The 24,078-nt window shown below is 57.2% G+C and carries 23 protein-coding genes and 1 tRNA gene; 9 read left to right on the top strand and 15 right to left on the bottom strand.

All coding sequences use genetic code 11. From position 1 onward, the window contains the following. Positions 1-80 precede the first annotated feature (80 nt). The 4 genes from QP915_RS08175 to secA2 form a co-directional block, all read right to left on the bottom strand. The gene (locus QP915_RS08175) at positions 81-674 is read right to left on the bottom strand and encodes a bifunctional nuclease family protein (protein ID WP_225746973.1); all 594 of its coding nucleotides are present in this window, start codon (positions 672-674) and stop codon (positions 81-83) included. Positions 675-712: 38 nt separating this feature from the next. Then, on the bottom strand, positions 713-1,459 hold the full coding sequence (gene ftsR, locus QP915_RS08170) for a transcriptional regulator FtsR (protein ID WP_284768987.1): 747 nt from the start codon (positions 1,457-1,459) through the stop codon (positions 713-715). 98 nt (positions 1,460-1,557) lie between these two features. Then, complete coding sequence (gene odhI, locus QP915_RS08165; RefSeq protein ID WP_284768986.1) at positions 1,558-1,992, bottom strand: oxoglutarate dehydrogenase inhibitor Odhl; 435 nt, start codon at positions 1,990-1,992, stop codon at positions 1,558-1,560. An 85-nt stretch (positions 1,993-2,077) separates the two neighbouring features. Continuing rightward, entirely contained in the window at positions 2,078-4,369 is a 2,292-nt protein-coding gene (secA2, locus tag QP915_RS08160; protein WP_284768985.1) for an accessory Sec system translocase SecA2, read from the bottom strand. An 87-nt stretch (positions 4,370-4,456) separates the two neighbouring features. Between secA2 and QP915_RS08155 the strand changes: the two genes are divergently transcribed. From QP915_RS08155 to QP915_RS08145, 3 genes are all read left to right on the top strand, one after another. Next, a complete protein-coding gene (locus tag QP915_RS08155; RefSeq protein ID WP_284768984.1) occupies positions 4,457-5,614 on the top strand; it encodes an alpha/beta hydrolase family protein in 1,158 nt (385 codons plus the stop codon). Further along, positions 5,614-6,003 (top strand): YchJ family protein, encoded by a 390-nt coding sequence (locus QP915_RS08150; protein WP_284766453.1) that lies wholly within the window; start codon positions 5,614-5,616, stop codon positions 6,001-6,003. The genes QP915_RS08155 and QP915_RS08150 overlap by 1 nt, the downstream gene beginning before the upstream one ends. A 71-nt stretch (positions 6,004-6,074) precedes the next feature. Beyond that, a tRNA-Pro gene (locus QP915_RS08145) sits at positions 6,075-6,148 on the top strand. Between the two features lie 49 nt (positions 6,149-6,197). On the opposite strand, the gene QP915_RS08140 is transcribed toward QP915_RS08145, so the two are convergent. After that, positions 6,198-6,770: a cadmium resistance transporter gene (locus QP915_RS08140; RefSeq protein WP_284768983.1), complete on the bottom strand. Its 573-nt coding sequence runs from the start codon at positions 6,768-6,770 to the stop codon at positions 6,198-6,200. 91 nt (positions 6,771-6,861) lie between these two features. Between QP915_RS08140 and QP915_RS08135 the strand changes: the two genes are divergently transcribed. Genes QP915_RS08135 through QP915_RS08120 form a run of 4 tightly spaced genes read left to right on the top strand, consistent with a single transcriptional unit; the run spans position 6,862 to position 10,362 of the window. Further along, positions 6,862-7,785, top strand: coding sequence for an ABC transporter ATP-binding protein (locus QP915_RS08135; RefSeq protein ID WP_284768982.1), 924 nt, complete (start codon positions 6,862-6,864; stop codon positions 7,783-7,785). Positions 7,786-7,824: 39 nt separating this feature from the next. After that, complete coding sequence (locus tag QP915_RS08130) at positions 7,825-8,616, top strand: ABC transporter permease (protein ID WP_284768981.1); 792 nt, start codon at positions 7,825-7,827, stop codon at positions 8,614-8,616. Then, positions 8,616-9,761 (top strand): sensor histidine kinase, encoded by a 1,146-nt coding sequence (locus QP915_RS08125; RefSeq protein ID WP_284768980.1) that lies wholly within the window; start codon positions 8,616-8,618, stop codon positions 9,759-9,761. The genes QP915_RS08130 and QP915_RS08125 overlap by 1 nt, the downstream gene beginning before the upstream one ends. Continuing rightward, positions 9,754-10,362: a response regulator gene (locus QP915_RS08120; RefSeq protein WP_284768979.1), complete on the top strand. Its 609-nt coding sequence runs from the start codon at positions 9,754-9,756 to the stop codon at positions 10,360-10,362. Before QP915_RS08125 ends, QP915_RS08120 begins: the two co-directional genes overlap by 8 nt. Before the next feature lie 43 nt (positions 10,363-10,405). Here the strand turns inward: QP915_RS08120 and QP915_RS08115 are convergent, their stop codons facing one another. Together QP915_RS08115 and QP915_RS08110 are read right to left on the bottom strand one after the other, a co-directional pair. Next, entirely contained in the window at positions 10,406-11,788 is a 1,383-nt protein-coding gene (locus QP915_RS08115; RefSeq protein WP_284768978.1) for a TetR/AcrR family transcriptional regulator, read from the bottom strand. Positions 11,789-11,991: 203 nt separating this feature from the next. Further along, on the bottom strand, positions 11,992-12,165 hold the full coding sequence (locus QP915_RS08110) for an antitoxin (protein ID WP_080970414.1): 174 nt from the start codon (positions 12,163-12,165) through the stop codon (positions 11,992-11,994). Positions 12,166-12,500: 335 nt separating this feature from the next. On the opposite strand from QP915_RS08110, the gene QP915_RS08105 reads away from it, so the two are divergent. Further along, the gene (locus tag QP915_RS08105) at positions 12,501-13,760 is read left to right on the top strand and encodes a site-specific DNA-methyltransferase (RefSeq protein WP_284768977.1); all 1,260 of its coding nucleotides are present in this window, start codon (positions 12,501-12,503) and stop codon (positions 13,758-13,760) included. On the opposite strand, the gene QP915_RS08100 is transcribed toward QP915_RS08105, so the two are convergent. The 3 genes from QP915_RS08100 to QP915_RS08090 are packed head-to-tail and all read right to left on the bottom strand — an operon-like array spanning position 13,757 to position 17,885. Beyond that, entirely contained in the window at positions 13,757-14,737 is a 981-nt protein-coding gene (locus QP915_RS08100; protein ID WP_284768976.1) for a CE1 family esterase, read from the bottom strand. The genes QP915_RS08105 and QP915_RS08100 overlap by 4 nt on opposite strands. Then, on the bottom strand, positions 14,713-16,455 hold the full coding sequence (locus QP915_RS08095) for an ABC transporter ATP-binding protein (protein ID WP_284769034.1): 1,743 nt from the start codon (positions 16,453-16,455) through the stop codon (positions 14,713-14,715). The genes QP915_RS08100 and QP915_RS08095 overlap by 25 nt, the downstream gene beginning before the upstream one ends. Further along, a complete protein-coding gene (locus QP915_RS08090; protein WP_284768975.1) occupies positions 16,455-17,885 on the bottom strand; it encodes an ABC transporter transmembrane domain-containing protein in 1,431 nt (476 codons plus the stop codon). Before QP915_RS08090 ends, QP915_RS08095 begins: the two co-directional genes overlap by 1 nt. Positions 17,886-17,922: 37 nt before the next feature. Between QP915_RS08090 and QP915_RS08085 the strand changes: the two genes are divergently transcribed. Further along, the gene (locus QP915_RS08085) at positions 17,923-18,729 is read left to right on the top strand and encodes a class I SAM-dependent methyltransferase (RefSeq protein WP_284768974.1); all 807 of its coding nucleotides are present in this window, start codon (positions 17,923-17,925) and stop codon (positions 18,727-18,729) included. On the opposite strand, the gene QP915_RS08080 is transcribed toward QP915_RS08085, so the two are convergent. The 5 genes from QP915_RS08080 to scpB form a co-directional block, all read right to left on the bottom strand. Then, positions 18,726-20,111: an anaerobic C4-dicarboxylate transporter gene (locus tag QP915_RS08080; protein WP_284768973.1), complete on the bottom strand. Its 1,386-nt coding sequence runs from the start codon at positions 20,109-20,111 to the stop codon at positions 18,726-18,728. The two genes, QP915_RS08085 and QP915_RS08080, sit on opposite strands and share 4 nt — an antisense overlap. Before the next feature lie 157 nt (positions 20,112-20,268). After that, positions 20,269-21,849, bottom strand: coding sequence for a ribosome biogenesis GTPase Der (gene der / locus QP915_RS08075; protein WP_284768972.1), 1,581 nt, complete (start codon positions 21,847-21,849; stop codon positions 20,269-20,271). Further along, the gene (gene cmk / locus QP915_RS08070; RefSeq protein WP_150850985.1) at positions 21,842-22,537 is read right to left on the bottom strand and encodes a (d)CMP kinase; all 696 of its coding nucleotides are present in this window, start codon (positions 22,535-22,537) and stop codon (positions 21,842-21,844) included. Before cmk ends, der begins: the two co-directional genes overlap by 8 nt. Beyond that, positions 22,537-23,448, bottom strand: a complete 912-nt coding sequence (locus QP915_RS08065) for a pseudouridine synthase (protein ID WP_284768971.1) — start codon at positions 23,446-23,448, stop codon at positions 22,537-22,539. Before QP915_RS08065 ends, cmk begins: the two co-directional genes overlap by 1 nt. Before the next feature lie 55 nt (positions 23,449-23,503). Further along, positions 23,504-24,058 carry an SMC-Scp complex subunit ScpB gene (gene scpB, locus QP915_RS08060; protein WP_200436151.1) on the bottom strand — a complete coding sequence of 185 codons (555 nt, stop codon included), beginning with the start codon at positions 24,056-24,058 and terminating at the stop codon, positions 23,504-23,506. Positions 24,059-24,078 lie beyond the last annotated feature (20 nt).

The following is a 24,078-nucleotide window of genomic DNA, read 5'->3' as shown; positions in this document are numbered from 1 at the left end:
TCAAGCGCTGATTGCTCAACTGTCAAGTACAACTTTAGACTTCTTAAACCCCATTGTCACCATTAGTCACACGCGTGTCATTAACTTTTTTCGTCGTCATCCCCCGATAGGAAATCCTTTTCCTCCATACCCAAAGACCTCATCATGGCTTCAAAATCCGCATCTGCCTGGGCATTTCCCGACGCCGAGGTCGAGGAATCATTGTTTTCGCTGGCTGGTAGATTATCGCCTGCGGCGTGGGTGGAAATTTCCAGGTCGAAGTACTCTTTCACGTCTGCATCACTGGCATATACGGAAACCTGGGCAAGGAGATCCGCCTCGGCTGAAATGGGGACGTGGAAATATTCGGATACGGCAAGTGCGTCGCTCAACCGAGAGTCATAAACCTCTCCGTTCGGAGCCTTAATATCTACCATGAACGTTCCCTGGTGGTAGTTGGCAATTTCAATGGCCTCTACCCCGCCAGTGCCCTCTAGTACCTCGCAGATAAGATCGTGCGAGGTGGGACGATTAGGCTGGTGGCCGTCTAAAGCGGCAGCTAGTTGCATGCCTTCAATCGGGGAGATCCACACGGGGATCAACCGGTTCTCTTCCGGCCAGCGCAGCACAGCGCACACATCGTCTTCGGGGCCTACCTGGTGGATACCGTGAAACTCTAGGGATACATCACTCATAAATACCACTCTCCCACAAACGCGGGATTACGTGTGTATTAGGAGTGGTATTCGTCGCGCAGATCCGACTTCACCAGAGTTGCGTGCAAGGAGACCACTAGAGCGGTCATTTGCTGGGAGATTTCCTCTGCCTTCTGATGCGCGGTATCAGAGTTTGAGTGTGCCACGGGAGCTGCCGCCTGGGAAATCAAATCAGCCTGCCGGCGGGCGTTATTACGCAGGGACTTGAGTTCACGGGCGCCAAAACCAAAAGCTTTGAGGGCCACCGCGGCAGAGGCAATGGCTACGTCGTCGGTATTGAAAAAGCCTGCGGCATCCGGGCGGATGAGGCCATATTTAACCAAGGAAGCTACATCATCTTCGCTGGCACTAGCTTGGGTAGCTACCTCTACGTCGGTCAGGCGCGTGACCACAGGGGCCCTAAACTGCTGCGGCGAGAGTAGGGTTTCTGCATTTCCCGCAGAAACAATGGCGGTCACCTGGCCGGAATCCATGGCTTCTAGCTGCTCGCGGATAACCTTCAGCGGCGTATAGTTATCGCGCTGAGTGGTGAGAATATACCGCAGTCTGTCCACGTCTTCTTGGGTGAAACGGCGATAGCCAGAGGCCGTGCGCTGTGGACTGATGAGCCCCTCAGATTCAAGGAAGCGAATCTTAGACACCGTGACGTCTGGGAATTGCTGATTCAGCGTTTCCAAAACCACGCCAATGGACATGGTCTTTGGCTTCTTAGCTTTAGGGCTGGTGCGGCGTACTGCTGCTGCCGAAGAATCTGCTGCGCTCACTGTGTCTATCTCTTAGGGGTACTGAAAGTTCTTATCGTGCCATAAGTAGACTACACCGCCCCTCCTAGTAAGGAAGCGCGGCTAGTCTACGTAAAAAATTAGCTCTGGTTAGCGATGAAAACCAAGCGGAACTTGCCAATCTGGATTTCGTCTCCTACCTCGAGCACCTGGGAGTTGCGAGGCTCGCGGTTAACGTAGGTTCCGTTCAGGGATCCCACATCAACTACCTCAAACTTGCCGTCATCATTCTTGCGAAACTCCGCGTGGCGGCGGGACACCGTAACGTCATCGAGGAAGATGTCTGCCTCAGGGTGGCGGCCGGCGGTAGTAGTCGCCTGATCCAACAAGAAGCGGGCACCTGCGTTCGGGCCACGCTTTACCACGAGGAGGGCCTGACCTTCCGCCAGATTGTCGGCGCCGGCAACGGTAGCATCATTGCCATTCGCGCCGTTTTCCATCTCCTTGAGCAGGTCTGCGCGGAATACAGATGTGGTCTCTACCTGTGGTTCCGGGGTTCCGGTGTTCTCGCTCATTGTTACCTCCGGGGATTAGTTACGAGTTACTTATAACAATACTAGCGACTCATTTGAATCCGTGACCCCTTCGCGGGGAATTATTTCACCGGAAAATGTTTCCGATGCCGCTCAGCACGGAATTTCCTTTGCCCGCAAGGGGGTTATCGGACACCATGTAGGTCCATGTAGCACTCGGACGAGCGAGGCCGGCGTCATCGAGGTGTGCCCCGGCGGCGTCGATAAGCACTGTACGGAAAGTCTCCACAGACTTGTCTACGGCCCTCTGAGCCAAGTCCTTAAACTCCCTCACCGCAATGCGGTGGTACTCGTCGATGGGAGTCTCTCGGGCGATGGCGCGCAGATGGATCGACTCGCGCACATCGTCCATGAGCTCTAGGTGGTCGGCCCAGGCCAAGTCCAAGTGATACAGCATGATTTCGCGCGCGGCCTTGATGCGGGCTTCCTCTGGAACCTCCGATAGCTCTGCTGCACGCTCCGGAGCACGTTGGGATAGTTCCTGCCACGCTTGATCAGTATCCAACAGCTTGGCTCGGCGCTCATCAATAATGATGCGCTGATCAGCTAGGAGCTGGTTATACTTCCAGGTCTGGGCATGAATTTCGAGTAGTTGACCCTCGGTCACGCGCTGGCAGTGTGCCACGAAATCACTTACTCGCTTGGATTCAATGCGCCCATCTTCTGCCGGTTGAGCACGCACAGTCTCGCCGTCGCCGCCTTGCTGGACCACATCATCTTCGAGGGAGACGAAGAATAGGGATAGGCCCGGATCGCCTTGCCGACCCGCACGGCCGCGCAACTGGTTATCCAAGCGGGCGGTGCGGTGGCGGGAGGTACCGATAACCGCCAAGCCACCTAACTCCGCTACTGCATCATGGTCAGCTTCGTTAGCACCGCCCAGCTTAATATCGGTGCCGCGCCCGGCCATCTGAGTAGAGACAGTGACGCGTCCAATATCGCCGGCCTCGGCGACGATCTGTGCCTCCTGCTCATCATTTTTGGCGTTGAGTACATTGACTTCAATGCCCCGCTCGCGGAGTGCATCCGCCAGATCTTCCGACTCGGCGACATCCTGCGTGCCCACGAGGATGGGTTGGCCCGTGGCGTGAATGGTGGCTATTTCCTCCACGATGGCGGCAGATTTATCATCGACGGTCGCAAAAATGCGGTCTTGCTCATCAAAGCGCTGCAGCGGCTTATTGCGGTCAATCACGGATACATGAAGATCATAGAACTGCCGCAGCTGATCGGTCGCCTCCACCGCGGTACCCGTCATGCCGCACACAAGTGGGTAACGTCGCATAAGTTCTTGCAGCGTAATGGTGTCGAGGATGCGCCCACCTTCGGAAACTTCGAGGCCTTCTTTGGCTTCTACTGCCGCTTGGAGCCCGTCGGGCCAGCGTTGTAGGTCGGCAACGCGGCCCCGGGAGGCGTCGATAAGCTGCAGTTTTCCATCCACCACGATGTAGTGGACGTCCCGGATAAGCAGGGCCTTTGCATGCAGGGCGAGGTTAACCTTCACCAAGATGGTGCCGATGTTTTCCTCCGAATAGAGCGAATCAATGCCCAATTCCTGCTCCACGCGGCGGGCACCAGTCTCCGTCAGCTGAACGGTGCGGCCGTCCTCAGAGATGGAGTAATCCAGCATCTCGCGCAAACGGGAAACCACATTGGTGATGTGCCCGGTGGGGGCCTCACCTGGACGATTTCCGGCCAGCACCAGGGGCACAAGGGCCTCATCCACTAGGACAGAGTCGGCCTCGTCTACGAGGGCAACGTCGCCGGCGGCCTGCACCGTGTGGGAGCGATCAGTAATTTGGTTATCACGGAGCAGATCAAAGCCCAGTTCGTTGACCGGTGCGTAGATAATATCCTGCGCGTACGCAGCGCGTCGCTCATCCGGTGTCATGCCCTCCGTAACCGAGGCAACGCTCAATCCAAAGAACTCCACGACAGGACGCATCCATTCGGCGTCGCGGGCGGCAAGATAGTTATTGACGGTGACAACGTGGACGCGTTTGCCAGTCAACGCGAAACCCGTAGCCGCCATGGCACCCACCAAAGTTTTGCCTTCGCCGGTGGCCATTTGGATGACGTCTCCGGTAAGCAGGCGAAGTACGGCTTGGGACTGCACATTGAACGGATGCATCCCTAGGGTGCGCTCGCACGCTACTGCTAGGGCCGCGAGGAATTGCGCCTTATCCGCAATCTCGCCGCCTGCAACGGCATCGCGTGCAGCTTGGGCTACAGCTGCGTCGTCCTGCTGGCCCAATGCCCGAGCCGCTTCATCGGCGGAACCCACGATGGCCTTGGATTTCTTATCGTTACGCTCGCTTTGCGAGCCCATTGCTTTCCAGAACCAATCGAACGCGCCCATACCTCATCCTCCTTATTTGGATTGCTCCTATCGACTGTAGTCAACCTGGTATGGCTTGCGGGTAAGAGGCCCGTTATTGTAGTTCTCATGCAATCCGTCAATGTTAAGCTGCCTTCGAGCCGGGGAACCGAGATGGCCGGAACCATCGACTTCCCGGATTCTCCCCCGATCGCCTATGCCATCTTTGCCCATTGCTTCGCCGGCTCGCGCCACACTCCCGGTGCTGCCCGCACCGCGAAACAGCTCACCGAGTTCGGCATCGCCACTTTGCGTTTCGATTTTCCCGGTCTTGGCCAGTCCGCCGGAGAATTTGGCGATACTACCTTTAGCCAAAATGTTGATGATATCCATGCCGCTGCCGCCTGGCTGACGGAGAACTACTCTGCTCCACAATTGCTCATGGGCCACTCGCTCGGTGGCGCCGCTGCATTGAAGGCGGCCACCACCATGAAATCACTTAAGGCGGTAGCCACCATTGGCGCGCCCTTTGATCCTGCCCACTCCGTGCTGCACTATGCGGACAAAATTGGCGAGGTCGACGCCAACGGAGAGGTGGAAGTAATCCTCGGTGGCCGCGGCCTTATCATTTCCCGCAAGTTCCTCGAGGACTTGGCCGATACCAACCCTGAGGAGTACCTGCCCAAGCTCCGCAAGCCGTTGATGGTGTTGCACTCACCCATTGACCAGACGGTGGGCATAGACAATGCGCAAAATATCTTCCTGCTCACGCGCTACCCCAAATCCTTGGTTTCCCTGGACAAGACCGATCACCTGCTCACCAAGCAGGGCACGGCAGCCCGCGCTGCGGATCTCATCGGTGCGTGGGCCGAGCAGTTTATCGTTCCTGATTACCGCCCGGAGGAAGTAGGAACCGACGCCGCCGTTGCGCAGCCGGCCACCGGCACCAAATTCGGCGTGGTCGTCCGCCATAATGACCACAACCTCAGTGCCGACCGAACGAAGAAGAATGGCGGCAAGGGTAAGGGCTTTACCGCAGAGGGCCTTGTTATGTCCGCGCTGGCTACGGCCGCCACCCAAGCAATCAAGGATGCCGGCAAGAGGCTTGCGCTTGACGACGTCCACGTGAGCATCACCCAAACCGGCCCCGCTAGCTTCGAACGCCGCATCGAGCTTGCCGGAAAACTGTCAGCGGAAGAAAAGTCCGCCCTGCGCTCTGCCGCGAAGGACACCGATGTTGAGCGCATGCTCGGCAACGTCACCATCGTGGACGTGGACGCGCACTAATGGCAGCCTTTGATCCCTCGCGCCGCTGCCCGTGCGGCACCGGCCTGACCTACGGCGAGTGCTGTGGCAAGTACCATGCCGGCACCAACGCCCCCACTGCGGAGGCGCTCATGCGCTCGCGCTTTAGCGCCTTTGTTACTGGAGACGAAGCCTATCTCCTCCGTACGTGGGATCCCGATACTCGCCCTGCAACACTCGACTTGGCTGATTCTCCCGTCCGGTTTTATCGCCTCGATATCCTGGACACCCAAGCAGGCGGATTGCTCGATAATTCCGGCGTAGTGGAGTTTGAGGCCTTTTATAAAGGCGCGGCCGTTGGCTCACAACGCGAGCGTTCCTCGTTTCGCCGCGTCGGCGGCGCTTGGGTGTACTCCAGCGGCGAGTTTTAGCGCAGGTTACACCCCAAATTTCACAGTAGAATCCTACTGATGTAATCTAGACAAGTCGCACAGTTCGACGGCGGGCTATGGCGCAGTTTGGTAGCGCACTACACTGGGGGTGTAGGGGTCGCAGGTTCAAATCCTGTTAGCCCGACAAATATTCAGCCGGCACCGTGAAGGTGCCGGCTTTTTCTATTCCGCGTTTACACCGCAAGCAAGATCGCAATTCCCAGCAGAATGAGGACCGTGGGAAACAGCACGCTTTCCCACTTTTCCAGTGCTTCTGCAATGCCTGGCCGCGTGGCCACAAACCGCGCTGCCCACACTAGGGGCACCACCAGTATTAAGAAAGCCACGCAATAGATCGCTACCTCAGCCGGCGTAGAGGTGGTAAAAACTGGCACATAGACGCCGATATTGTCGCCACCGTTGGCAAAAGTCACCCCGGCTACCACCATGGCGCTCAGCCTTTTACCCGAAACGTCGTCATCGTCATCCTCACCCCGGAATGCTTGCCACGCTGCCCATAGGCCCAAAATCAATGGAATGAGACCAAAGTAGCGAATCAGTTCCTCAGGCAAAACAGCATTAAAGCCCAGCCCGACAACGGCAGAGGCCGCTAGTATGCCGAGAAAACCCAAATACTGACCTAGCAGAATCGCGGGCGTCGTGCCCTTGCGTCCAGCTCCACGGGCGAAGAAGAGGGACAACACCACAATGTCATCGATGTTGGTGGCCACGAATAGTCCAGTAGCCGCTGCGAGAGTAGTAAGCACTCTCCCACCCTATCGCCTCATGACACTTGTCATGGAATAGTGATGACAGCTCTTATCCATCATTCCTGTTGGATACGGATACTTTCCAGGTATGAGCACTATAAACCCATCTACTGCACAGCCGCCAGCCATCAACGTATCGGGAGTAAGCAAATCCTTTGCTAGTAAATCCTCCAGACCTATCCGTGCGCTCAGCGAAATTTCCTTCAGCATCGCCCAAGGCGAGATCGTAGGCCTACTAGGCACCAATGGAGCAGGCAAAACCACCCTTTTTGACCTCATCCTCGGGCTTACCACCCCCACCTCCGGCAGCGTTTCCGTGCTTGGACACACACCGCACACCGCGATCCGCGCGGCACAGATTGGCGCCGTGCTGCAAACCGGTGGCCTGCTACCCGAGCTCACAGTCTTGGACACACTAAAGATGATTTCCTCTGCCTTTCCCCATCCCCTTCCCATCGGAGAAGTTGCCAAACAAGCAGACCTAGACCGGATCCTGCACCGCCCAGTAGGAAAATGCTCTGGTGGCGAGCAACAACGTGTGCGATTCGCCCTCGCTATTTTGGGCAATCCCCAAATCCTATTGCTCGATGAGCCAACAGCTGGCATGGATGCTCAAGCGCGCCACGAGTTCTGGTCCACCATGCACAGACAAGCAGACCAGGGACGCACCATTGTCTTCGCTACGCACTACCTCGAAGAGGCAGACAATTTTGCAGAAAGGATAATTCTCCTACACGAAGGAAAGCTGCGAGCCGATGCAAAGGCCACAGAACTGCGCGAACAGTCGGGCAAGCGCATAGTCGAGGCGAAGTTCGACGGCACACTTTTAAATGCGAAAAAGCTACCCACCGTCGCCGAGATTTCCTTGTCTGGCGGCTACGCCCGGATAACCACCAGTGACTCCGATGTACTTGCGAAATTCCTTCTCAACCACACCTCGGCCTATGACCTGACTATTCGCAAACACTCCTTAGAGGACGCATTTCTTGCTTTGACATCATCCCAGTCCTAACCCGTCACTCCGTTGGCCACTTCGTGAAAGGAACATGCCATGACCACACAAGCTGCAACGACCAGTGCGCGCACTCTCCGGTTTGCCACTCACAACCTGCTGCGCCTTCGTCGCAACCTTACTCCTCTCTTTTTCAGCACCATCTTGCCGGTATTTTTTTACCTCCTCTTTGGCACCATGATGGATTTTGGTGATGCCCCCTTTAAAGGAGGAAACTTCGCCGCCTTAGAGATGATCAGCATGGCCCTTTACGGCGGCGTCGCTGGTTCCGTATCTGCCGCTGGCTCCGCCGTGACAGATGCGAAGACTGGGTGGGCGCGTCAATTAGCCCTCACTCCCCTGCACCCACGACAACTGCTGTGGGCAAACCTCATATCAATCGGCTTTCAGGCACTGCTCCCCATCACCGCGGTGTTTATCACCGGTGCCATGACACAAGCTTCAATGCACCCCCACCAATGGGTCTTAGCCATTATCGCCTGCGTCCTAGTTTCCATTCCCTTTGGCTTTTATGGCTTGGTGTGGGCCATGGCTTTGCCCACCGACAATTCTGTCGCAATCGCCTCGACCTCCGTTGTCCTCTTCCTCTTTGCCGCCAATGTATTCACTCCCCTTACCGAGCCGCTGATGGAATTGGGCCGCTTCACTCCCCTCTTTGGCCCGGTCGTGCTCGCCCAGTGGCCCCTTGCAGAAGGCATGCAGTTTCTTAGCGGGGAGGAAGGCACCGTGTCGCACCCCATGTGGGCCGCATGGTTAAACTTCGCGGTATGGACGACCATCTTTCTCACCGCTTGCCTGGTGCTGCGCTCCCGCGACAAGGCGCGCCGTTAATGGGCCCCTTTCGCGATCCGTGGCGCGGTTTTAGCCTAAATAGCGCTCTTTTCGCCAGCGTATGGTTGGTCTTCCTCGTTCCCGGGTTGGTGATGACCTTTGCCGCGCCGGGAACGACGCTCGCTGAACGAATTGGGGCGTCTGCGTGCGCTTTAGCGTTTAGTGCCGTCTACTTCTTTTCTTTTGGCGCTGTGGGCTACTACCCACGCGGATGGCGGTTAGGACAGCGGATCGGGCTCTACTGGGTGTCACTCGCGGCCATCGCAGCGATATCAATTTGTTTCTTCGGGATAATAGCCGTCACGTTTGTGCCCTACCTTGCGGCGCTGATCGGCTTTAACCTTCCGCTACGCCGAGCATTAGCGCTTACCCTGCTAATGGGGACCGTGCTCGCCACCACCACGTGGTTCTTCACTCCTGAAAGCACCGGCTGGGCCCTGATAGTCCTCTTCGTCTGGCCAATACTACTAGTGCTGCTAGGTACATTTTCCCAGCGCGAAGATAGCCGCGCTGAATTGGAGCATGAATTGGACTTGGCACGCCAACGCGAGGATATCGCTACCGATGTTCACGATCTCTTGGGCCACTCTTTAACCGTTATCAACCTCAAATCAGAGCTTGCCCGCCGTCTAATAGATTCGGATCCGCAACGGGCGCAGCAGGAGCTCCAGGAGGTGAGCATGCTTTCTCGGAGAGGCTTGGCGGAAGTCCGCTCCACAGTAACCCGGATGCGCATGCCCACTTTTGAAGGGGAAATCCACGCGACTTACAGGGCTCTCGACACTGCCGGCATTGAGTCGTACTTGCCCTCTGCGGCCAAAAGCGCTGGGCTGTACGATGCCGAATTTTCCTGGGCCCTGCGTGAGCTAACCACAAACGTGGTCCGGCACTCAGGCGCAGCGCACTGTTGGGTTCAGGTGACAGACCACCAACTCCAAGTGGTGGACGATGGCTGCGGGTTTGACGCTGAGGAAAGCCTTTCTCGTGCCCACGGTGGGATTGTCGGTTTGCGCAAACGTATAACAGATGCTGGCGGACAGCTGCTTTTTGCGCGCCGCAAGGGCTGTACTCTGGCTTTGGTTACCATGAATGGCGATACGGACTTTCTTCCTCTTACTACCGCCGGAGGCTCAGGCAATGACTGATCCCATCCGAGTTCTCATTGCTGAGGACCAATCATTGGTGCGTGGGGCCCTAGTTGCCCTCTTGGAGACAGAGCCAGATATCAGCGTTGTGGCTGAGTGTGCAACGGGCGCGGAGGTTGCGGGGCTCGTCGCCAAGCATGGCGTCGACGTTGCGCTACTTGATATTGAAATGCCCGGTAAGAACGGTCTTGATGCGGCCGCTGAACTTGAGGGCACGGGTTGCCGCAGCCTGATTGTCACGACCTTTGGGCGCAGTGGCTACGTCAAACGTGCTTTGGAAACAGGCGTAGCTGGCTTCGTAGTCAAGGACACCCCACCCGAACAACTTGCCGAAGCCATTAGGCGAGTGCACGCCGGTCTAAAGGTCATCGACCCTGCACTGGCCCAAGAGACTATTTTCACGCCCGACAATCCACTAACCGCACGCGAAAAGGAGGTTACACGTCATGTCTTGGAGGGTAGCGACACCCGCCAGATTGCCGGACACCTTCACCTGAGCACTGGCACAGTGCGCAATATTGTCTCTTCGCTCATCGCCAAAACAGGAACTGGGAACCGTTTTGAGGCAGCAACTACGGCACATGCCCGGGGGTGGATATAGAAAAAGGGGAGCCCGCTGCGGGTCCCCTTTATTGCTTGGTTTCCTATTCTGGCTTCTTTAGCTCGAGGACATTGACCATGCCCTGAAGAACCACGTCCATCACCTTGGAAGCTAGGTTGAAGTAGAAATTAGCCGAGTGATGGCGCAGGGCTCCTACGGTACTCAACTGCGAGAGACCGTGGATGCAGGCCCACAGCACCGCAATCTGGGTAAAAAGAATCCATGGCGATCGAGGTCCATTCGACTCAGAAATGGCATCGCGCACCAGATTCATGATGAAGGTAAAGGCCTTACTCATATCAAATGGCTGCTCAGTATCGCTGGACTCATCGAAAGAGACGGGGACAATCGAGCGGCTTGATACTTCAATGAGAGCGACGAAGCCGACAGGGTCTTCCAGCGCATACTCCAGATATCCGAAGCCGGTTGCCTTAATATAATCCAGCCCGTGGGATCCTTCTGGCACGGCCTGGTTCTGGCGCATGATCGCTAGCGTATTGGCTTCATCCAAAGACTCTTCCAAAGAACGCAGCAGGTGAGAATTACCATCGAAAAGATGCTCCGCGTCTGCCAAATCTACGCCTGCTCGCGCAGCAGCTGAGCCGAGATGCAAGCCAGGAAGACCGTTATAGGCAATCTCTTCGGCCGCACCACGGAAGATGGCTGCACGCTTTTCCTCAGCCGTAGACTTTGGCATGTCCTTTGCTGCTGTAGTAAACGGTTCCGCTGGATCCCCGACGGGTGCTAGCGGTTCAAAGGGCGCAATCTCCCCGTCACGCAAGCTATCTTCCAACCCAGAGAATAAAGTCTCAATGCAAGCATTGAAGGTCTGCTTCTTCGCCGCAGGCGAGAGATGACGCATAATGCCGAACGTGGCCAAGTGCGTAATACCCTGCAACTCAGACAAGAAAGTAAGTGTTTGAATCACTACCAAGCGGTGATCAAAATCGCCGCGCGCTGCAATGGCGGCTTCCCGCATGTGTTCAAGCATCCAGCGGAAGGCGGGCGGGAAGGCATCAAAGCTTTTCGCCTCTTCGATGCCGTCCTCAAAGTTGGGAAAGCTCGTTGCCGTCTCGCCGTTGTTATAAGCGGCGAAGTAAGTGGGGTTATCAACAGCCAAGTTGAAGTAGACCTTGGCAGACTCGCGAAGTTTCTGGATCGCGGTCGCGTCATCCGGCAAATTATCGAGTGCCTCGTAGGACGCTACTCGGAGACGCTCATCCAAGAACCGGCTGGTCTGAATGAAAAGGTCGTGGTCATCTTCAAAGAAGGACTTAGCTTCATCGACTGGAACAGCGATCTGCTCCGCCACAGCACAAACCTTTAAAGCGTCGCACCCACCCTTAGCCAAGATACGGGCACTCTGCTCCAACAAACGCTGCTTAGTGGAGCCCGCATGGGAAACGGTGCCTTCAAGATTGTTCACAAATATAATCCTAGCGATCTGATGCAAAATTGCTTGGGATACGCTTACTCTATAGGTTGAGTCACCCACAAAAAGGTGGGAGCACCAAAATAGACCTTTTCCAGCTTTATGCCGCTGGTCTTTATATAGCTTTGGCCCCTGCCCTTGCGGGCTGGGGGCCAAAATAGAAGGTAGCCATTCGCCCTGTAAGCGGGCGAAGCTATTTACTCGTTGCCGATCTTGCCGTCAGCTGCGTCACGAGCCTTGTCGATCTGGTCAGCCTTGTCCTCGCCGAGCTTGCCCTTAGCTGCATCAGCTGCCTTGTCCAGGCCCTTGTCGCTAAGCTCTTCGCCCTTGTCGGAGTTCAGTGCGTCCTTTGCCTTATCGAAGATACCCATGTGGTTATCCTTTCTTCTAGTTCTAGCTTTATCTAAAAGCTGCCGTGTCCGGCAACACACCCCAACGTACCGACACTTGAGCCAACATGCCACCGAAAAGTTCTTTAGGTCACTAGACCAAATAAGTTTTACTACTCCATATCCAAGTTGCCCTCAGGGGTATGTGGACACCCCCGCAGCCTGACGACCACCCAATAGGGCCTGCTGCTTTAGCCCGGCCCTAGCTATGCTTAAAGAAAAGCAGTGAAGTATTTTAGCCAAAAGCCAATTTTCCTAAGTCTTGCAAATGATAGCGTTAGACGGTATCGACGATTCTCCGACGAAGGCACTGCACCATGGCTTCCACTAACCCAGCGCGACCATCTACTCCGGAGACGGGCATGGAATTCTTTGGCTTAGTATGGCCGGGCAAGGAGGCAGCTCGAGCAGCAGCTAGCACCCCTCTGCCACGCCATTTCACGCGTGATTCTGCACTCAGTACAGCTGTCGGTGCGGACAACGCGATTATTGCCGCAGATAATCTTCCAGTACTTCAGGAACTTGCCAGCCGTGGAGAGCTCTTTGACGTCATTTACATAGACCCTCCCTATAACACCGGCAAAGACTTTGTCTACCGCGACAATTACCGTTTGCGCCGGCAGATGCGCTCGGGGAGCTATGCAGAGTGGCACTCGCAATGGTTATCTATGATGCTTCCCCGGCTCATCTTGGCCCGGCAAGTATTGTCAACAAATGGTTTTATTTTCGTATCCATTGGAGAGGACGAAGTAGCCAATACCCGCAAGGTACTCGATGAAGTTTTTGGAGAGGAGTGCTTTGCCGGCCAATTGATTTGGAAAAAGGCAGGAACCGGCAAGAATGATTCTAAGTACGCGGTGGTAGAGCACGAATATATTCTGTGCTACGCCCGTACTCCTGATAACCCTGGATTCAATGTCGATCTCCTTGGCCACACTTCCACCAAATACAGCCATGAGGATGACAAAGGGAAGTACTCCTTGGTGCGGTTGGACTCTAAAACCCTTGGGTACCTTCCCTCCCTCGACTTCCCTATCTCCGGGCCCGACGGCAAGGAATATTGGCCGGACCAGCCGGTGGGAAAAGAAAAAGTCGCCCGTTGGCGCTGGGGCCGAGATATGGTTGAACAGCGCTTCGATGAGCTCGTCTTCCGCCGAGGGTTTGTTTATACCAAGAACTATCAGAAGGTGGGAGCACGCCCCCGCTCCATCTTGGACGGGGAGCGCTTTGGGGTGACCCGCACTGGCCGGCGCAATGCTGAAGACGTAATGGGGCTAGAGGGCATTTTCGAGTTTCCAAAACCGGTGCGCTTGATTAAGCACCTCATTTCCATTGCAGGTGGAAAGGATGCGCGCGTCCTCGACTTTTTCGCGGGCTCCGGCACCACTGCACAGGCTGTAGTGGAACTCAATAACGACGATGGGGGCACTCGGTCTTTTCACCTTGTGCAAATACCAGAGCCAACCTCCCCGCGTAGCGCTGCTCATCGCGCGGGCTTTTCTACCGTGGCAGACATTTGCATTGAAAGGGTGCGCAAGGTCCCAGGCGCATCCTTTCAGGTCTATCGCCAGGACTAAGTCTGTGCGGTACCGGACGGGCGACCGGGAATGCCGAAGAAGTCTAGGACGCGGTCGGTAGCGAAGAATTTGCCTACCTCATTGTGCGCGTCTGCTGTACCACCAGGCCATACGTGTGAGCCTCCGGCGATACGGATGTGTTCCAGCGGTGCGGTACAGCCGCTCCACTTCATATCGAGTGCATTGTTGACTAGGCGGGTCGTGTCGACCTTGGTAGAGCAACCATTGCGCTTACGGTCCTGTTCCAGCACCGATTCCACGGAATAGTACTTGGTCTTATGGCGCGTTCCACCGTAGTAACCCACCACGGGGTCCACGGTGCCGTGAATATCCAATCGACCCACGGGGGAATGAGCACAGTCTTTAAGAATATCTTTGTAGTAGGCAGCGGAAACGGTAGCCACGGACTTAAAAACATCGGGCATCTGACAGGCCAGGTAGGCGGCAAACCCGCCGCCGTTCGACATGCCGGTAGCAAAAATCCGGGAGTCATCTACCCGATACGTTGCTCGAACGGCATCAATGATGTCGCGAACAAATTTTTTATCTTCTGTTGTTGACGTCTTGGCATAAGGAGCAGGGCTCCAAGCCTTCTTTTTACCTTCTGCGAAAACAGTGATGGCATCAGCGGCGTCGAGGCGGGAATAGCCGCGGAGATTCTCGGCAGATTGTCCCCAGCCTGGAAAAGCCAGGACGATGGGCCACTTTTTATCCCCCGTGTAGTCCTTGGGCAAGCTAAGGATAAAGGAGCGCCCCGATGGCAGATTAACGGTGGTATAGCTTCCTGGCTCGGGTCCGCTTAGCGGTGCAGAGGTTGGAATCCCTAGGTTTTTCGTCTCAGTTGGGACTGCTGGGGGCGCGGAGTCGGGCGAATCGGCCGAACATGATGCGCCGGCAACCGCAAGGAAACTCACTGCTACCGCACCAACCACGGCCCGTAGCGACCTCGCGTTCATCTTTGTCGTCCCTTCTGCCATGCGGTCCATAGTTGCTTATAGCGGCCACCATAATCTAACAGTTCGTGGTGACTGCCTTGCTCCACCACCCGCCCGTTATCCATTACGGCGATGCTATCGGCTCGTGCGGCTTGGTCTAGTCGGTGCGCCACTACCAGTGCTGTTCGCCCACGGGTGACCTCTGTCGCGGCTTCTTCCAGAGCTTCCGCCCCCACCGATCCGGCCTCTGCGGTGGCCTCATCCATGATGACGATCTGGGGATCTAAAAGCAATATTCTCGCCAGCGCAAGCTGCTGCGCTGCTACTGGGTCAAGGTGGATTCCCCGAGCGCCAATGACTGTATCTAGGCCCTCCTCTAACTGCGCATACCACTGTGCGCCGACGCGCTGTAATGCATCTTCCATTTGTGCGTCTGAGGCTTGCGGGGCGGCCAAGGACAAATCTTCGCGTAGGGTTCCTGAGAATACGTGAACCTCTTGGGAAATCATCGCTAAACGCGCCACCCTTTCGGAATCAGAAAGGGCCGATACCTCTACTCCATCCACCAAGACTGTTCCGGTAGCCGGGACTCGCAGTCCGGCTAGAAGAGCAGCGACCGTGGTCTTTCCCGCACCAGAGGGTCCCACTAAAGCTACGGTGTGTCCAGCGGGAAGCTTAAGGTTTATGTCCCTCACGGCCCAGCCGCCGTCTTCGTAGCTGAAGCTCACTTCTTTTAATTCGGCAACTCCACGTGGAGACGGGGCGCCAAAGTCTGGCACCGCCCGTGGTGGATCCATAACCACCCCAACTATCCGAGACAGGGAGGCATAGCCGGATTGAACGGTATCGATTACTCGCATCAATCCCATGAGCGGACCCCGCAAGCGGATAAGAAGGAGCATGGTCGCGGTAACTGCGCCAACGGTGAGCGCCCCAACCTGCACCACCCAAAAGCTAACGAGCAAACCGCAGACCAGCATTACTAGCTCAATGACCGTCATCCAAAGCTGCAGGACCATCATTGTCCTTCGCGCGGCGTACCCTTTGTCCACCACCTGTGCGGAGGCACGTTCAATACCGGCATGCATCTGGTTTTCCATGCCAAAGGCGCGCACAGTCTCTCGCCCTCGAATTGCCTCTAGGAGCCTGCGTGCCCGTTCCGCCATGGCACCGCGTTCGTCGGTATAGCGCTGCGGAGCGCGCTGCAGGTACTGGCGCGCAGCAATGAAATATAACGGCGTAACTGCACCTACTACCAGTAGGTATTGCCAGTTGAGGCTGACTAGTGCCACCCCAGTGGTTGCGATGGCGAAGGCAGATTTCGTCAGCACAGGGACGGTCTCGGTTACGGCAGCCGATAGTTCTGCTACATCATCGGTAGAGCGAGAGACCAAATCCCCAGTGCCGGCTTCCTCCACCCGGTGGGTAGGCAGGCGAAGAGCGGTAGAAACCATATCTTCCCGCAAAGCGGAGATCACTCTTTCGCTCAGGCGCGAAAGGACATAGAACCCCGCCGCGGAAAACAGTGCCGAAACCGCGGCCACCAGCACCAGCGAGATACCGATCGATACCATGGCGCCCTGAGTAATGACAGCGTCAACGATCTTTCCCAACAGGATGGGGATCGCTACATTGCTGCCGGCGCCTGCGGTAAGCAAGGCCAAGGCCGCTGCGGCTTGGGGGCGGGCACCGGGGACGTCGGAAAGCTGGCGTCCCACTTCCTTACGCACTTGGGGCCAGGAGGCCGTAGGAAACCGCATCATAGCTCCGCCCCCACTGCTGCCCACGCCGGCGAAGTGGTGAAGACAAGCGTGGGCTTAGGCCCGCGGTGATGCGCCACCCGCTGGGCAATTTCCTGCTCGGTCACCGAGTCCACGGCGGTTGTGGGATCGGCTAAAACTAGGATCTCCGCGTCCGCCGCAATGGCTCGTGCAAGCGCCACGCGCTGTTGCTGTCCGCCGGAGAGATTTCGGCCGCCTTCTCCCACCTCACGGTCCAACCCGCCCGGGATATCTTCCCCTGCAGCCACGAAGAGGGCTCGTTGTGCACTCGCGCTATCCGGATGAATATTGTCCCCCACGGTCCCCTCAAAAAGCATGGTTTCGTGTGGAACAACCAGGAATCGCTCGCGCGGCAAGAAGACTAGATCCTCTGGAACAGGCTCGGGCACCACGTTGACCCCAGGAGCGAGGGCTGGTACCTGCGGTTCGCTCTTTTCCACCCCGGGGGCGGCAAGGAGGGCGGTAATGCGCTCAGCGCTTGCCTGCGCTGCCGCCCACCGCGAGGCGATATTTCGGCCCAGCATCGTCATCGGCGTGATAATGAACTGCGTAAGGCCGATGACCGTAATGAGTTCACCTACGCTCATCATGGAACGCATGGCCATCATTCCGGCACCAATACCCACAGCAATGACATATACCGAGCCCAAAATCTCCGTAGTCGCATTAAGCCGCGCTTGGGCAGCATTGGCTTCCACCGTTCGCGCATAGGCGGCACCAGACACCGCGGAATAACGCCTACTCACAGTGGCTACAGCGCCCAGCCCCTTAAGGATCCGCAGGCCCTGGACCACATCGGTGGCCATGGAGCTGGCTTTGGCCAACGCCGCTTGGCGGACTCCGGAACGCGTACGCAGAGGCTTTGCCGCCCGCACAGAGCCCCACACCATTAACGGCCCGCCACACAAAATAGCGATGCCTAAAGGCAAGTTAATACGGCTAGCCATGATCGCCACATACACAATGGCGGTGATCTCAGCGACGGGGAAAACTGTCATCATCACCGCATTCTGCACGCGCCGTGCGTCCGTGGAGGCGATGGCAAGCAGCTCGCCGGCGCTGCGAGGCTCGCCTGCGATGCCCCGCGGATCCTGAATCCTATCCGTGATGGCCATGCGAACATCGTGCCCAATTACTAGCATGGCTCGCGCGTTAAGGCCGCGTCCGAACCATGCGGCTATGGCATTAAGACCAAAAGCTGCCCCCAATACCACCAGCCACATGCCTAGTCGGTCAACGGATCCTTTTGACACAGCTTCATCAATGGCGTGTCCCACTATCACTGGAGTCGATCCGTTAAGCAGAAAAGATACAGCCATGCAGAGTGCGGCCGGCACAGTGAGGGATGGACGAGAAAAGACAGTCTTTAGCAGCCACCTGGGATCTGATGGTGCAGGAAGTGTCCTCATAGGCTGCCATTCTAATTCGCGGTAGGTTAGATGGACTATGTCGACTCGCCACCCCGATCCCAGCCACTTCCCTAGCTACCGCAGGGCCTCCACTAGACAAGGCCCCGGCTTCCGCGATGCCGCGCACCGCACCGCTTCCGCCCAGGCCTTCCGCCGCGGCGCGAGCACCTATCACGATGTGCGCCCCGGCTATCCGGACGAGGTTTCTGCCCTTATTGCTGACGCCCATACCGTTGCCGATATCGGCGCCGGTACTGGAAAACTCACCGAGTCCCTACCCAATGCTCGGGTTGTGGCTCTGGAGCCCTCTGCCGATATGGCTAGTATTCTCGCAGCCCACCTCCACCTGCCAGTCCTTCGTGCTACGGCCGAAAACACCGCGCTTGCCGACGCCTCCTTAGACGCCGCCTGCCTCGCCCAAACCTGGCACTGGGTCGACGTGCCAGCCGCCTGTGCAGAGCTTGACCGCGTCCTCGCGCCAGGCGGGAAGATTCTCTTGGTGTGGAATACGCTCGACGTCAACGCGGACCCCTGGATCCTGCGGCTGTCTCGCATCATGCACTCCGGCGATGTACATAAGCCAGGCTTTTACCCGGACTATATGGCGCCGTGGTCTTTGGACCGCGAGCTGCGCTTGACCTGGGAGAACGAATTAACTCCCGAACAGCTTCACCAGCTGATGCACACCCGATCCTATTGGCTGCGCAATGGCGAAGACATCCATGAACGTATGACCCACAACCTGGATTGGTACCTCTACGAGCACATGGGGTTTAAGCCGGGGCAAAAACTACGCATCCCGTACCGCACGGATGCCTTCGTGCTGGTACGGGATTCGGATTAGAGCAGGACCTGCGCCAGTAGCGAGCCCACCACGCAGGAGGTGAACACCGAGATGGCGCCGGGAACGAGGAAGGAGTGGTTGATGACGAACTTGCCAATGTGGGTAGTGCCCGTGCGGTCGAAGCCGATGCAGGCTAGGTCCGAAGGGTAGGTTGGCAAGATGAAGTAGCCATACGCTGCGCCGTAGAAACCAACGATAATGGCGGGATCGATGCCGAGCTGCAGGCCAATCGGAGCGATGGCAACCAGGGCGGCGGCCTGGGAGTTAACCAGCTTGGACACGATGACCAGTACCACCGCGTAGGCCCACGGGGCGGCCTCCACCACGGACCCGAGGTTGGACTCTAGGGCATCGATATGGGCCTCGAAGAAGGTATCTGCCATCCATGCCACACCAAAGACCGAGAATACTGCGGTCATACCGGCCTTAAAGACTGGCGTAGAAGCGATCTTCTTCGGGTCTGGCTTGCAGGTGAGCAGGATGATTGCGCCGGCAACAAGCATGACCATTTGGATAACCAGGTTCATCGAAAGCGGGCTCAACTCGCCGTCATCGCCTGGGACGAGTGGGCGCAGGAATTCGAACGCACCGAGTGCCACCACGCTGGCGATAGCCACGAGGAAGATAACCACCGCGCGTTTTGCTTCTGGCGAAAATTCCTCATCCATGAGCGACCCGGTGGACTGGTGAATGCTTTCTGCGAACTCAGGATCCTTCATGCGCTCCTGGAATGCCGGGTCCTCGTCCAAGTCCTTGCCGCGGCGCAGCGACCACAGCGCAGCGAGGATAACGCCGGCAAGCGAGGCGGGCATAGCCACCATGAGGATCTGCGGAATGGAATAGGCGTGATCGATAGCGCCGGCATTTTCCGCGATGATGGACGCTAGGGATACGGTGGCCACGGACACTGGAGAGGCCGTAATACCCATCTGAGCCGACGTCGATGCCACGGCCATGGGGCGCTCTGGGCGGATGCCCTTCTTCAGGGCAATATCCTCGATGATAGGAAACATCGTGTACACGACGTGACCCGTACCGCACAGCACCGTCAGGAACCAAGTGGTCAGCGGGGCGAGGATGGTAATGCGCTCTGGGTGGGCACGGAGAAACTTCTCGGCAAATTGCATCATCACTTCTAGGCCGCGCGCCTGTTGCAAGGTGGCGGCGCAACCGATGACCGCAATGATGGTCAGCATCACAGATACCGGCGGCTCACCCGGGGCGAGGCCGAAGACAAAGACCATGAGCATCAATCCGATGCCGGAAATAAGACCAAGTCCGATGCCACCATAGCGAGTGCCCAGAAGCAGGGCACTGAGGATGATGATGACCTGAAGCACGATGGCCAGAATTGAATCTGGCGCAATTACGCTGGCTAGCATGCTGAGCCTTCCATCACGAGAGAATTTTTGACTGGTTATATCCTATCCAAACCCACATGAACGGACATAAACGGAAAGGCGAGCGAATTCTCACACCGTGTCTCGGTGCAATAATCGCTCGCCTGAGTGCTATAATCCCAGCGTAACGGGCATACTGCTAGCGCTTCTTGCCGCGCTTTTCCCTCACTCGCACTGCGATGCGGATAGGCGTTCCGTGGAAGCCAAACCGCTCGCGGAACTTGCGCTCAAGGTAGCGGCGGTATGCCGCGTCCAAGAAGCCCGTCGTAAACAAGACGATGGTCGGCGGCTGGGTCGAGGCCTGCGTGGCGAACAATACGCGCGGCAGACGATTATTCTTCATCGGCGGCGGATTAGCCGCGATAGCCTCACGCAGCCAGTTATTCAGCTGTCCCGTGGACACACGCTGATCCCAGCTTTCCAGCGCCTCAATCATAGCCGGCTCCAGCTTCTGCAGCGCACGGCCCGTTTCCGCAGAGATATTCACGCGCGTGACCCACGGCAAGTGGCTCAGCTGCTGATCAATCTCGCGGTCCAGGTAGTAGCGGCGATCCTCATCCATGAGATCCCACTTATTAAACGCGATCACCAGGGCTTTACCCGCCTCGAGCACCATATTGAGCACGCGCTGGTCTTGCTCGGAGATCTCCTCAGAGGCGTCGATAAGCATGATGCAAACCTCGGCCGCATCGATAACGCCGCGGGTACGCAGGGATGCATAGTACTCATGCCCCTGCGCATTCTTTACCTTCTTGCGCAGGCCCGCGGTATCAATGAACTTCCACAGCTGCTCATCCAGCTGCACTAGAGAGTCCACCGGATCCACGGTGGTTCCCGCGACGTTGTCGACCACGGAGCGCTCCTCGCTGGTGAGCTTATTCAGCAGCGAGGACTTGCCCACATTAGGCTTGCCCACCAGTGCGACGCGGCGAGGGCCAGAGGTAATCGCGGTCTGCCGAGGTTCTTCAGGGAAGACCCGCAAAATCTCATCGAGCACGTCCGCACCGCCGCGGCCATGCTGGGCGGATACGGGCCACGGATCGCCCAAGCCCAAGGCATAAAACTCCGCCATATCCGCGTACTGATTATCGGAATCGAACTTATTCGATACCAAAATCACTGGCACAGGCGACTTCTGCAGACGGCGAGCCATGACCTCATCCGTCTCCGTGATGCCCACCTTGGTGTCCACCACCATAACGATGACATCGGCGGTTTCCATGGCTACTTCTGCCTGGCGGGCAATCGCCGCATGGATACCCTTCACGTTGGGATCCCAGCCGCCGGTGTCCTGCACCAAAAAGCGCTGGCCATTCCAGTCCGCAACGTAGGAAATTCGGTCACGAGTAACGCCAGGGTGGTCCTCTACCACCGCTTCGCGGCGGCCAAGGAAACGGTTAACCAAGGAGGACTTACCCACATTGGGGCGACCGACTACGGCCACCGTGCACAGGGCTTCTTCCGTGTGGTCATCGGACTCCACACCGAAGGCACGGGAGAGTTCTTCCCATTCCTCTTCGCTCAGAGGCTCTTCCGCGTTCGAATCGTCGCCATAATCAGCCTCACCAAATTCCGAGTCATCGAAGTCATAGTCAAATTCTTCGGAATTGAAATCATCGGCGGCCCAGCCAGGTGAGGCTTCTACCACCTCGTCATCGAACTTACCGGCTGGGTAATGGAACTGAGTCTCCGACTCTTCCTGGGGATCGTGATTAGTCATTGACAGACTCCTTTACCACGTTAATCAGAGCTTCCAGCACATCCTCTGGGCTCATATTGGAGGTATCGACTAGGGTTGCGTCTTCCGCTGGGCGCAGAGGTGAGGCCTTGCGGGAAGAATCCGCCGCATCACGGCGCTGGACATCTGCGAGTACCGTCTCGTAATCCGAAGCGATGCCCGCCTTTTCATTCTGGGCTTGGCGGCGCTGAGCGCGGACCTCGGCAGAGGCGGTCATGAATGCTTTAGCGGGGGCGTCGGCAAGCACAACCGTGCCAATATCGCGGCCTTCTACAATCGCGCGGTGAGCCTCGCGGGCAAGCTTTCGCTGCAGCGCAACCAGATTCTCGCGCACCTCCGGAATGGCAGATACGGCGGACACGTTGCGGGTGACTTCGTCTTCGCGAATAACGCGCGAGACGTCCTCGCCGCCGAGGAGAACTTCGGTGGAGTCCGGGTCATCGGATACTCCCAAGGGCAGATTGGCCGTAGCCGCAATAACCGCGGCGGTATCAGCAGGGTCGACGCCTTCACGCAGCACAGCAAGCGTTGCCACTCGGTACATTGCACCAGTGTCGACGTACTTTGCATCCAGCTGCTTGGCCAGCGCACGGCACGTGGTCGACTTTCCAGTTCCAGATGGGCCATCCACGGCGAGGATGAGACCCTCATTCGGCATATTAGAAATCATTACATCTCCACCGCCTTGTACAGGCTAGTCAGCTCGCTGGAATTAAGGGCACGCAGACCTCCAGGCTTCATATCTCCCAGCTGAACCGTATGCAGCTTGGTGCGCACCAGGCGCTGCACGGGGAAGCCGGCCTCCTTCAACATGCGGCGCACGATATGCTTGCGGCCTTCATGCAGTTCAAGACGCACCAAGGAATAACCCTGGTTGGTATCAACTACCTGTGCAAAGTCGGCCTTTGCCAGTCCGTCTTCCAGCTCGATGCCTTCCTTGAGCTGGCGCACGAGCTTCCTATCGGCCTCGCCCAATACGGTGGCGAGGTAGGTCTTGGTCACCTCGTACTTGGGGTGCATCAAGCGGTTGGCCAACTCGCCATCATTGGTGAGGATGAGCAGGCCTTCCGTATCGGCGTCGAGGCGGCCAACGTGAAAGAGTCGCTGGCCAGCTGCGACCTTTTCTGACACCACGTCACCCACACACGGGCGCCCTAGGTCATCAGACATGGTGGACTGCATGCCGCGCGGCTTATTGAGCACAAAGTATTCGTGCTCCTCATTGACGTTGACGCGCACGCCGTCTACTCGGATGACGTCAACGGAGGGGTTTACCTTGACGCCTTGCTTGACGATGATCTTGCCGTTGACCTCAACTCGGCCGGCATCGATGAGGATTTCTGCGTGGCGGCGGGAAGCGACGCCCGCCTTAGCGAGCACCTTTTGGAGGCGCTCTCCCTTGGGCTTGTCTTCATCGACCAACCAATCGGCGCCCAATTCGCGGGCTACGGATTCTGCAGTAGCCTTCTGCTTTTTCTTTGACACATGCTGGTGACGGGCCGGCTTGGCATTGGAGACAATGATGTCACTGTCTCGCTGCTTCTTATCCGGTGTGCCGTCACGGCGAGCGGGAGGAGTCACGTACGTGTCCTTTTCTCTCGAAGATATGAAATTACCTGGGCAATCCTACCCCACGCTAGTACTCTTCGTCGATCGCCTCTACGTCAGGCAACAGCGGCGCCAAGTCAGGCAGGCGCTCCAAAGAATCGATCCCCAATAACTCGAGGAATAATTCCGTTGTCTCGTACCGGTGCGCGGCGCCCTCAAAATCGTCCTGCGGCAGCTCCCGGACCAACCCGCGCAGGTTAAGGGTCCGCATTACGCCATCGACATTGACGCCGCGAACCGCCGCCACCTGCTGGCGAGTAACGGGCTGACGGTAAGCCACTACCGCCAAAGTCTCTAGGGCGGCACGGGAGAGTTTGGTTTGGGCGCCATCCAAAAGAAATTCTTCCACTGCCCCGGCATTTTCGGTGCGCGTATAAAAGCGCCACCCCTCTTGAGTCTCGCGCAGGTCGATACCAGAACCGCGACTATCCAACTCCCGCTGAATAGAACGCAAGCAATCACTAACGACGTCCCTTTCTGCCCCCAGCGCACGCGCCAAAGACTCCACAGAGGCTGGGGAGTCCAGCACGAGCAAAATGGACTCAAGACGGGAACGCAGCTGCGAGATGAGGGGAAGATCCATAGCGCTCGAGTTTACTGGAG

The organism is Corynebacterium sp. MSK158 (genome assembly GCF_030229085.1).
Classification (GTDB): domain Bacteria; phylum Actinomycetota; class Actinomycetes; order Mycobacteriales; family Mycobacteriaceae; genus Corynebacterium.
The sequence above is the reverse complement of the archived record's forward strand: the minus strand, read 5'-3'. Positions and strand labels throughout refer to the sequence as shown.

Excerpts from the sequence above, each read along its gene's own strand:
- scpB (WP_200436151.1), bottom strand. The coding sequence starts at position 24,058 with ATGGATCTTCCCCTCATCTCGCAGCTGCGTTCCCGTCTTGAGTCCATT.
- QP915_RS08080 (WP_284768973.1), bottom strand. The coding sequence starts at position 20,111 with ATGCTAGCCAGCGTAATTGCGCCAGATTCAATTCTGGCCATCGTGCTT.
- QP915_RS08090 (WP_284768975.1), bottom strand. The coding sequence starts at position 17,885 with ATGAGGACACTTCCTGCACCATCAGATCCCAGGTGGCTGCTAAAGACT.
- QP915_RS08135 (WP_284768982.1), top strand. The coding sequence starts at position 6,862 with ATGAGCACTATAAACCCATCTACTGCACAGCCGCCAGCCATCAACGTA.
- QP915_RS08110 (WP_080970414.1), bottom strand. The coding sequence starts at position 12,165 with ATGGGTATCTTCGATAAGGCAAAGGACGCACTGAACTCCGACAAGGGC.
- QP915_RS08100 (WP_284768976.1), bottom strand. The coding sequence starts at position 14,737 with ATGGCAGAAGGGACGACAAAGATGAACGCGAGGTCGCTACGGGCCGTG.
- QP915_RS08155 (WP_284768984.1), top strand. The coding sequence starts at position 4,457 with ATGCAATCCGTCAATGTTAAGCTGCCTTCGAGCCGGGGAACCGAGATG.
- QP915_RS08150 (WP_284766453.1), top strand. The coding sequence starts at position 5,614 with ATGGCAGCCTTTGATCCCTCGCGCCGCTGCCCGTGCGGCACCGGCCTG.
- cmk (WP_150850985.1), bottom strand. The coding sequence starts at position 22,537 with ATGATTTCTAATATGCCGAATGAGGGTCTCATCCTCGCCGTGGATGGC.
- QP915_RS08175 (WP_225746973.1), bottom strand. The coding sequence starts at position 674 with ATGAGTGATGTATCCCTAGAGTTTCACGGTATCCACCAGGTAGGCCCC.
- odhI (WP_284768986.1), bottom strand. The coding sequence starts at position 1,992 with ATGAGCGAGAACACCGGAACCCCGGAACCACAGGTAGAGACCACATCT.
- secA2 (WP_284768985.1), bottom strand. The coding sequence starts at position 4,369 with ATGGGCGCGTTCGATTGGTTCTGGAAAGCAATGGGCTCGCAAAGCGAG.
- der (WP_284768972.1), bottom strand. The coding sequence starts at position 21,849 with ATGACTAATCACGATCCCCAGGAAGAGTCGGAGACTCAGTTCCATTAC.
- QP915_RS08105 (WP_284768977.1), top strand. The coding sequence starts at position 12,501 with ATGGCTTCCACTAACCCAGCGCGACCATCTACTCCGGAGACGGGCATG.
- QP915_RS08095 (WP_284769034.1), bottom strand. The coding sequence starts at position 16,455 with ATGCGGTTTCCTACGGCCTCCTGGCCCCAAGTGCGTAAGGAAGTGGGA.
- QP915_RS08120 (WP_284768979.1), top strand. The coding sequence starts at position 9,754 with ATGACTGATCCCATCCGAGTTCTCATTGCTGAGGACCAATCATTGGTG.
- QP915_RS08125 (WP_284768980.1), top strand. The coding sequence starts at position 8,616 with ATGGGCCCCTTTCGCGATCCGTGGCGCGGTTTTAGCCTAAATAGCGCT.
- QP915_RS08085 (WP_284768974.1), top strand. The coding sequence starts at position 17,923 with ATGTCGACTCGCCACCCCGATCCCAGCCACTTCCCTAGCTACCGCAGG.
- QP915_RS08130 (WP_284768981.1), top strand. The coding sequence starts at position 7,825 with ATGACCACACAAGCTGCAACGACCAGTGCGCGCACTCTCCGGTTTGCC.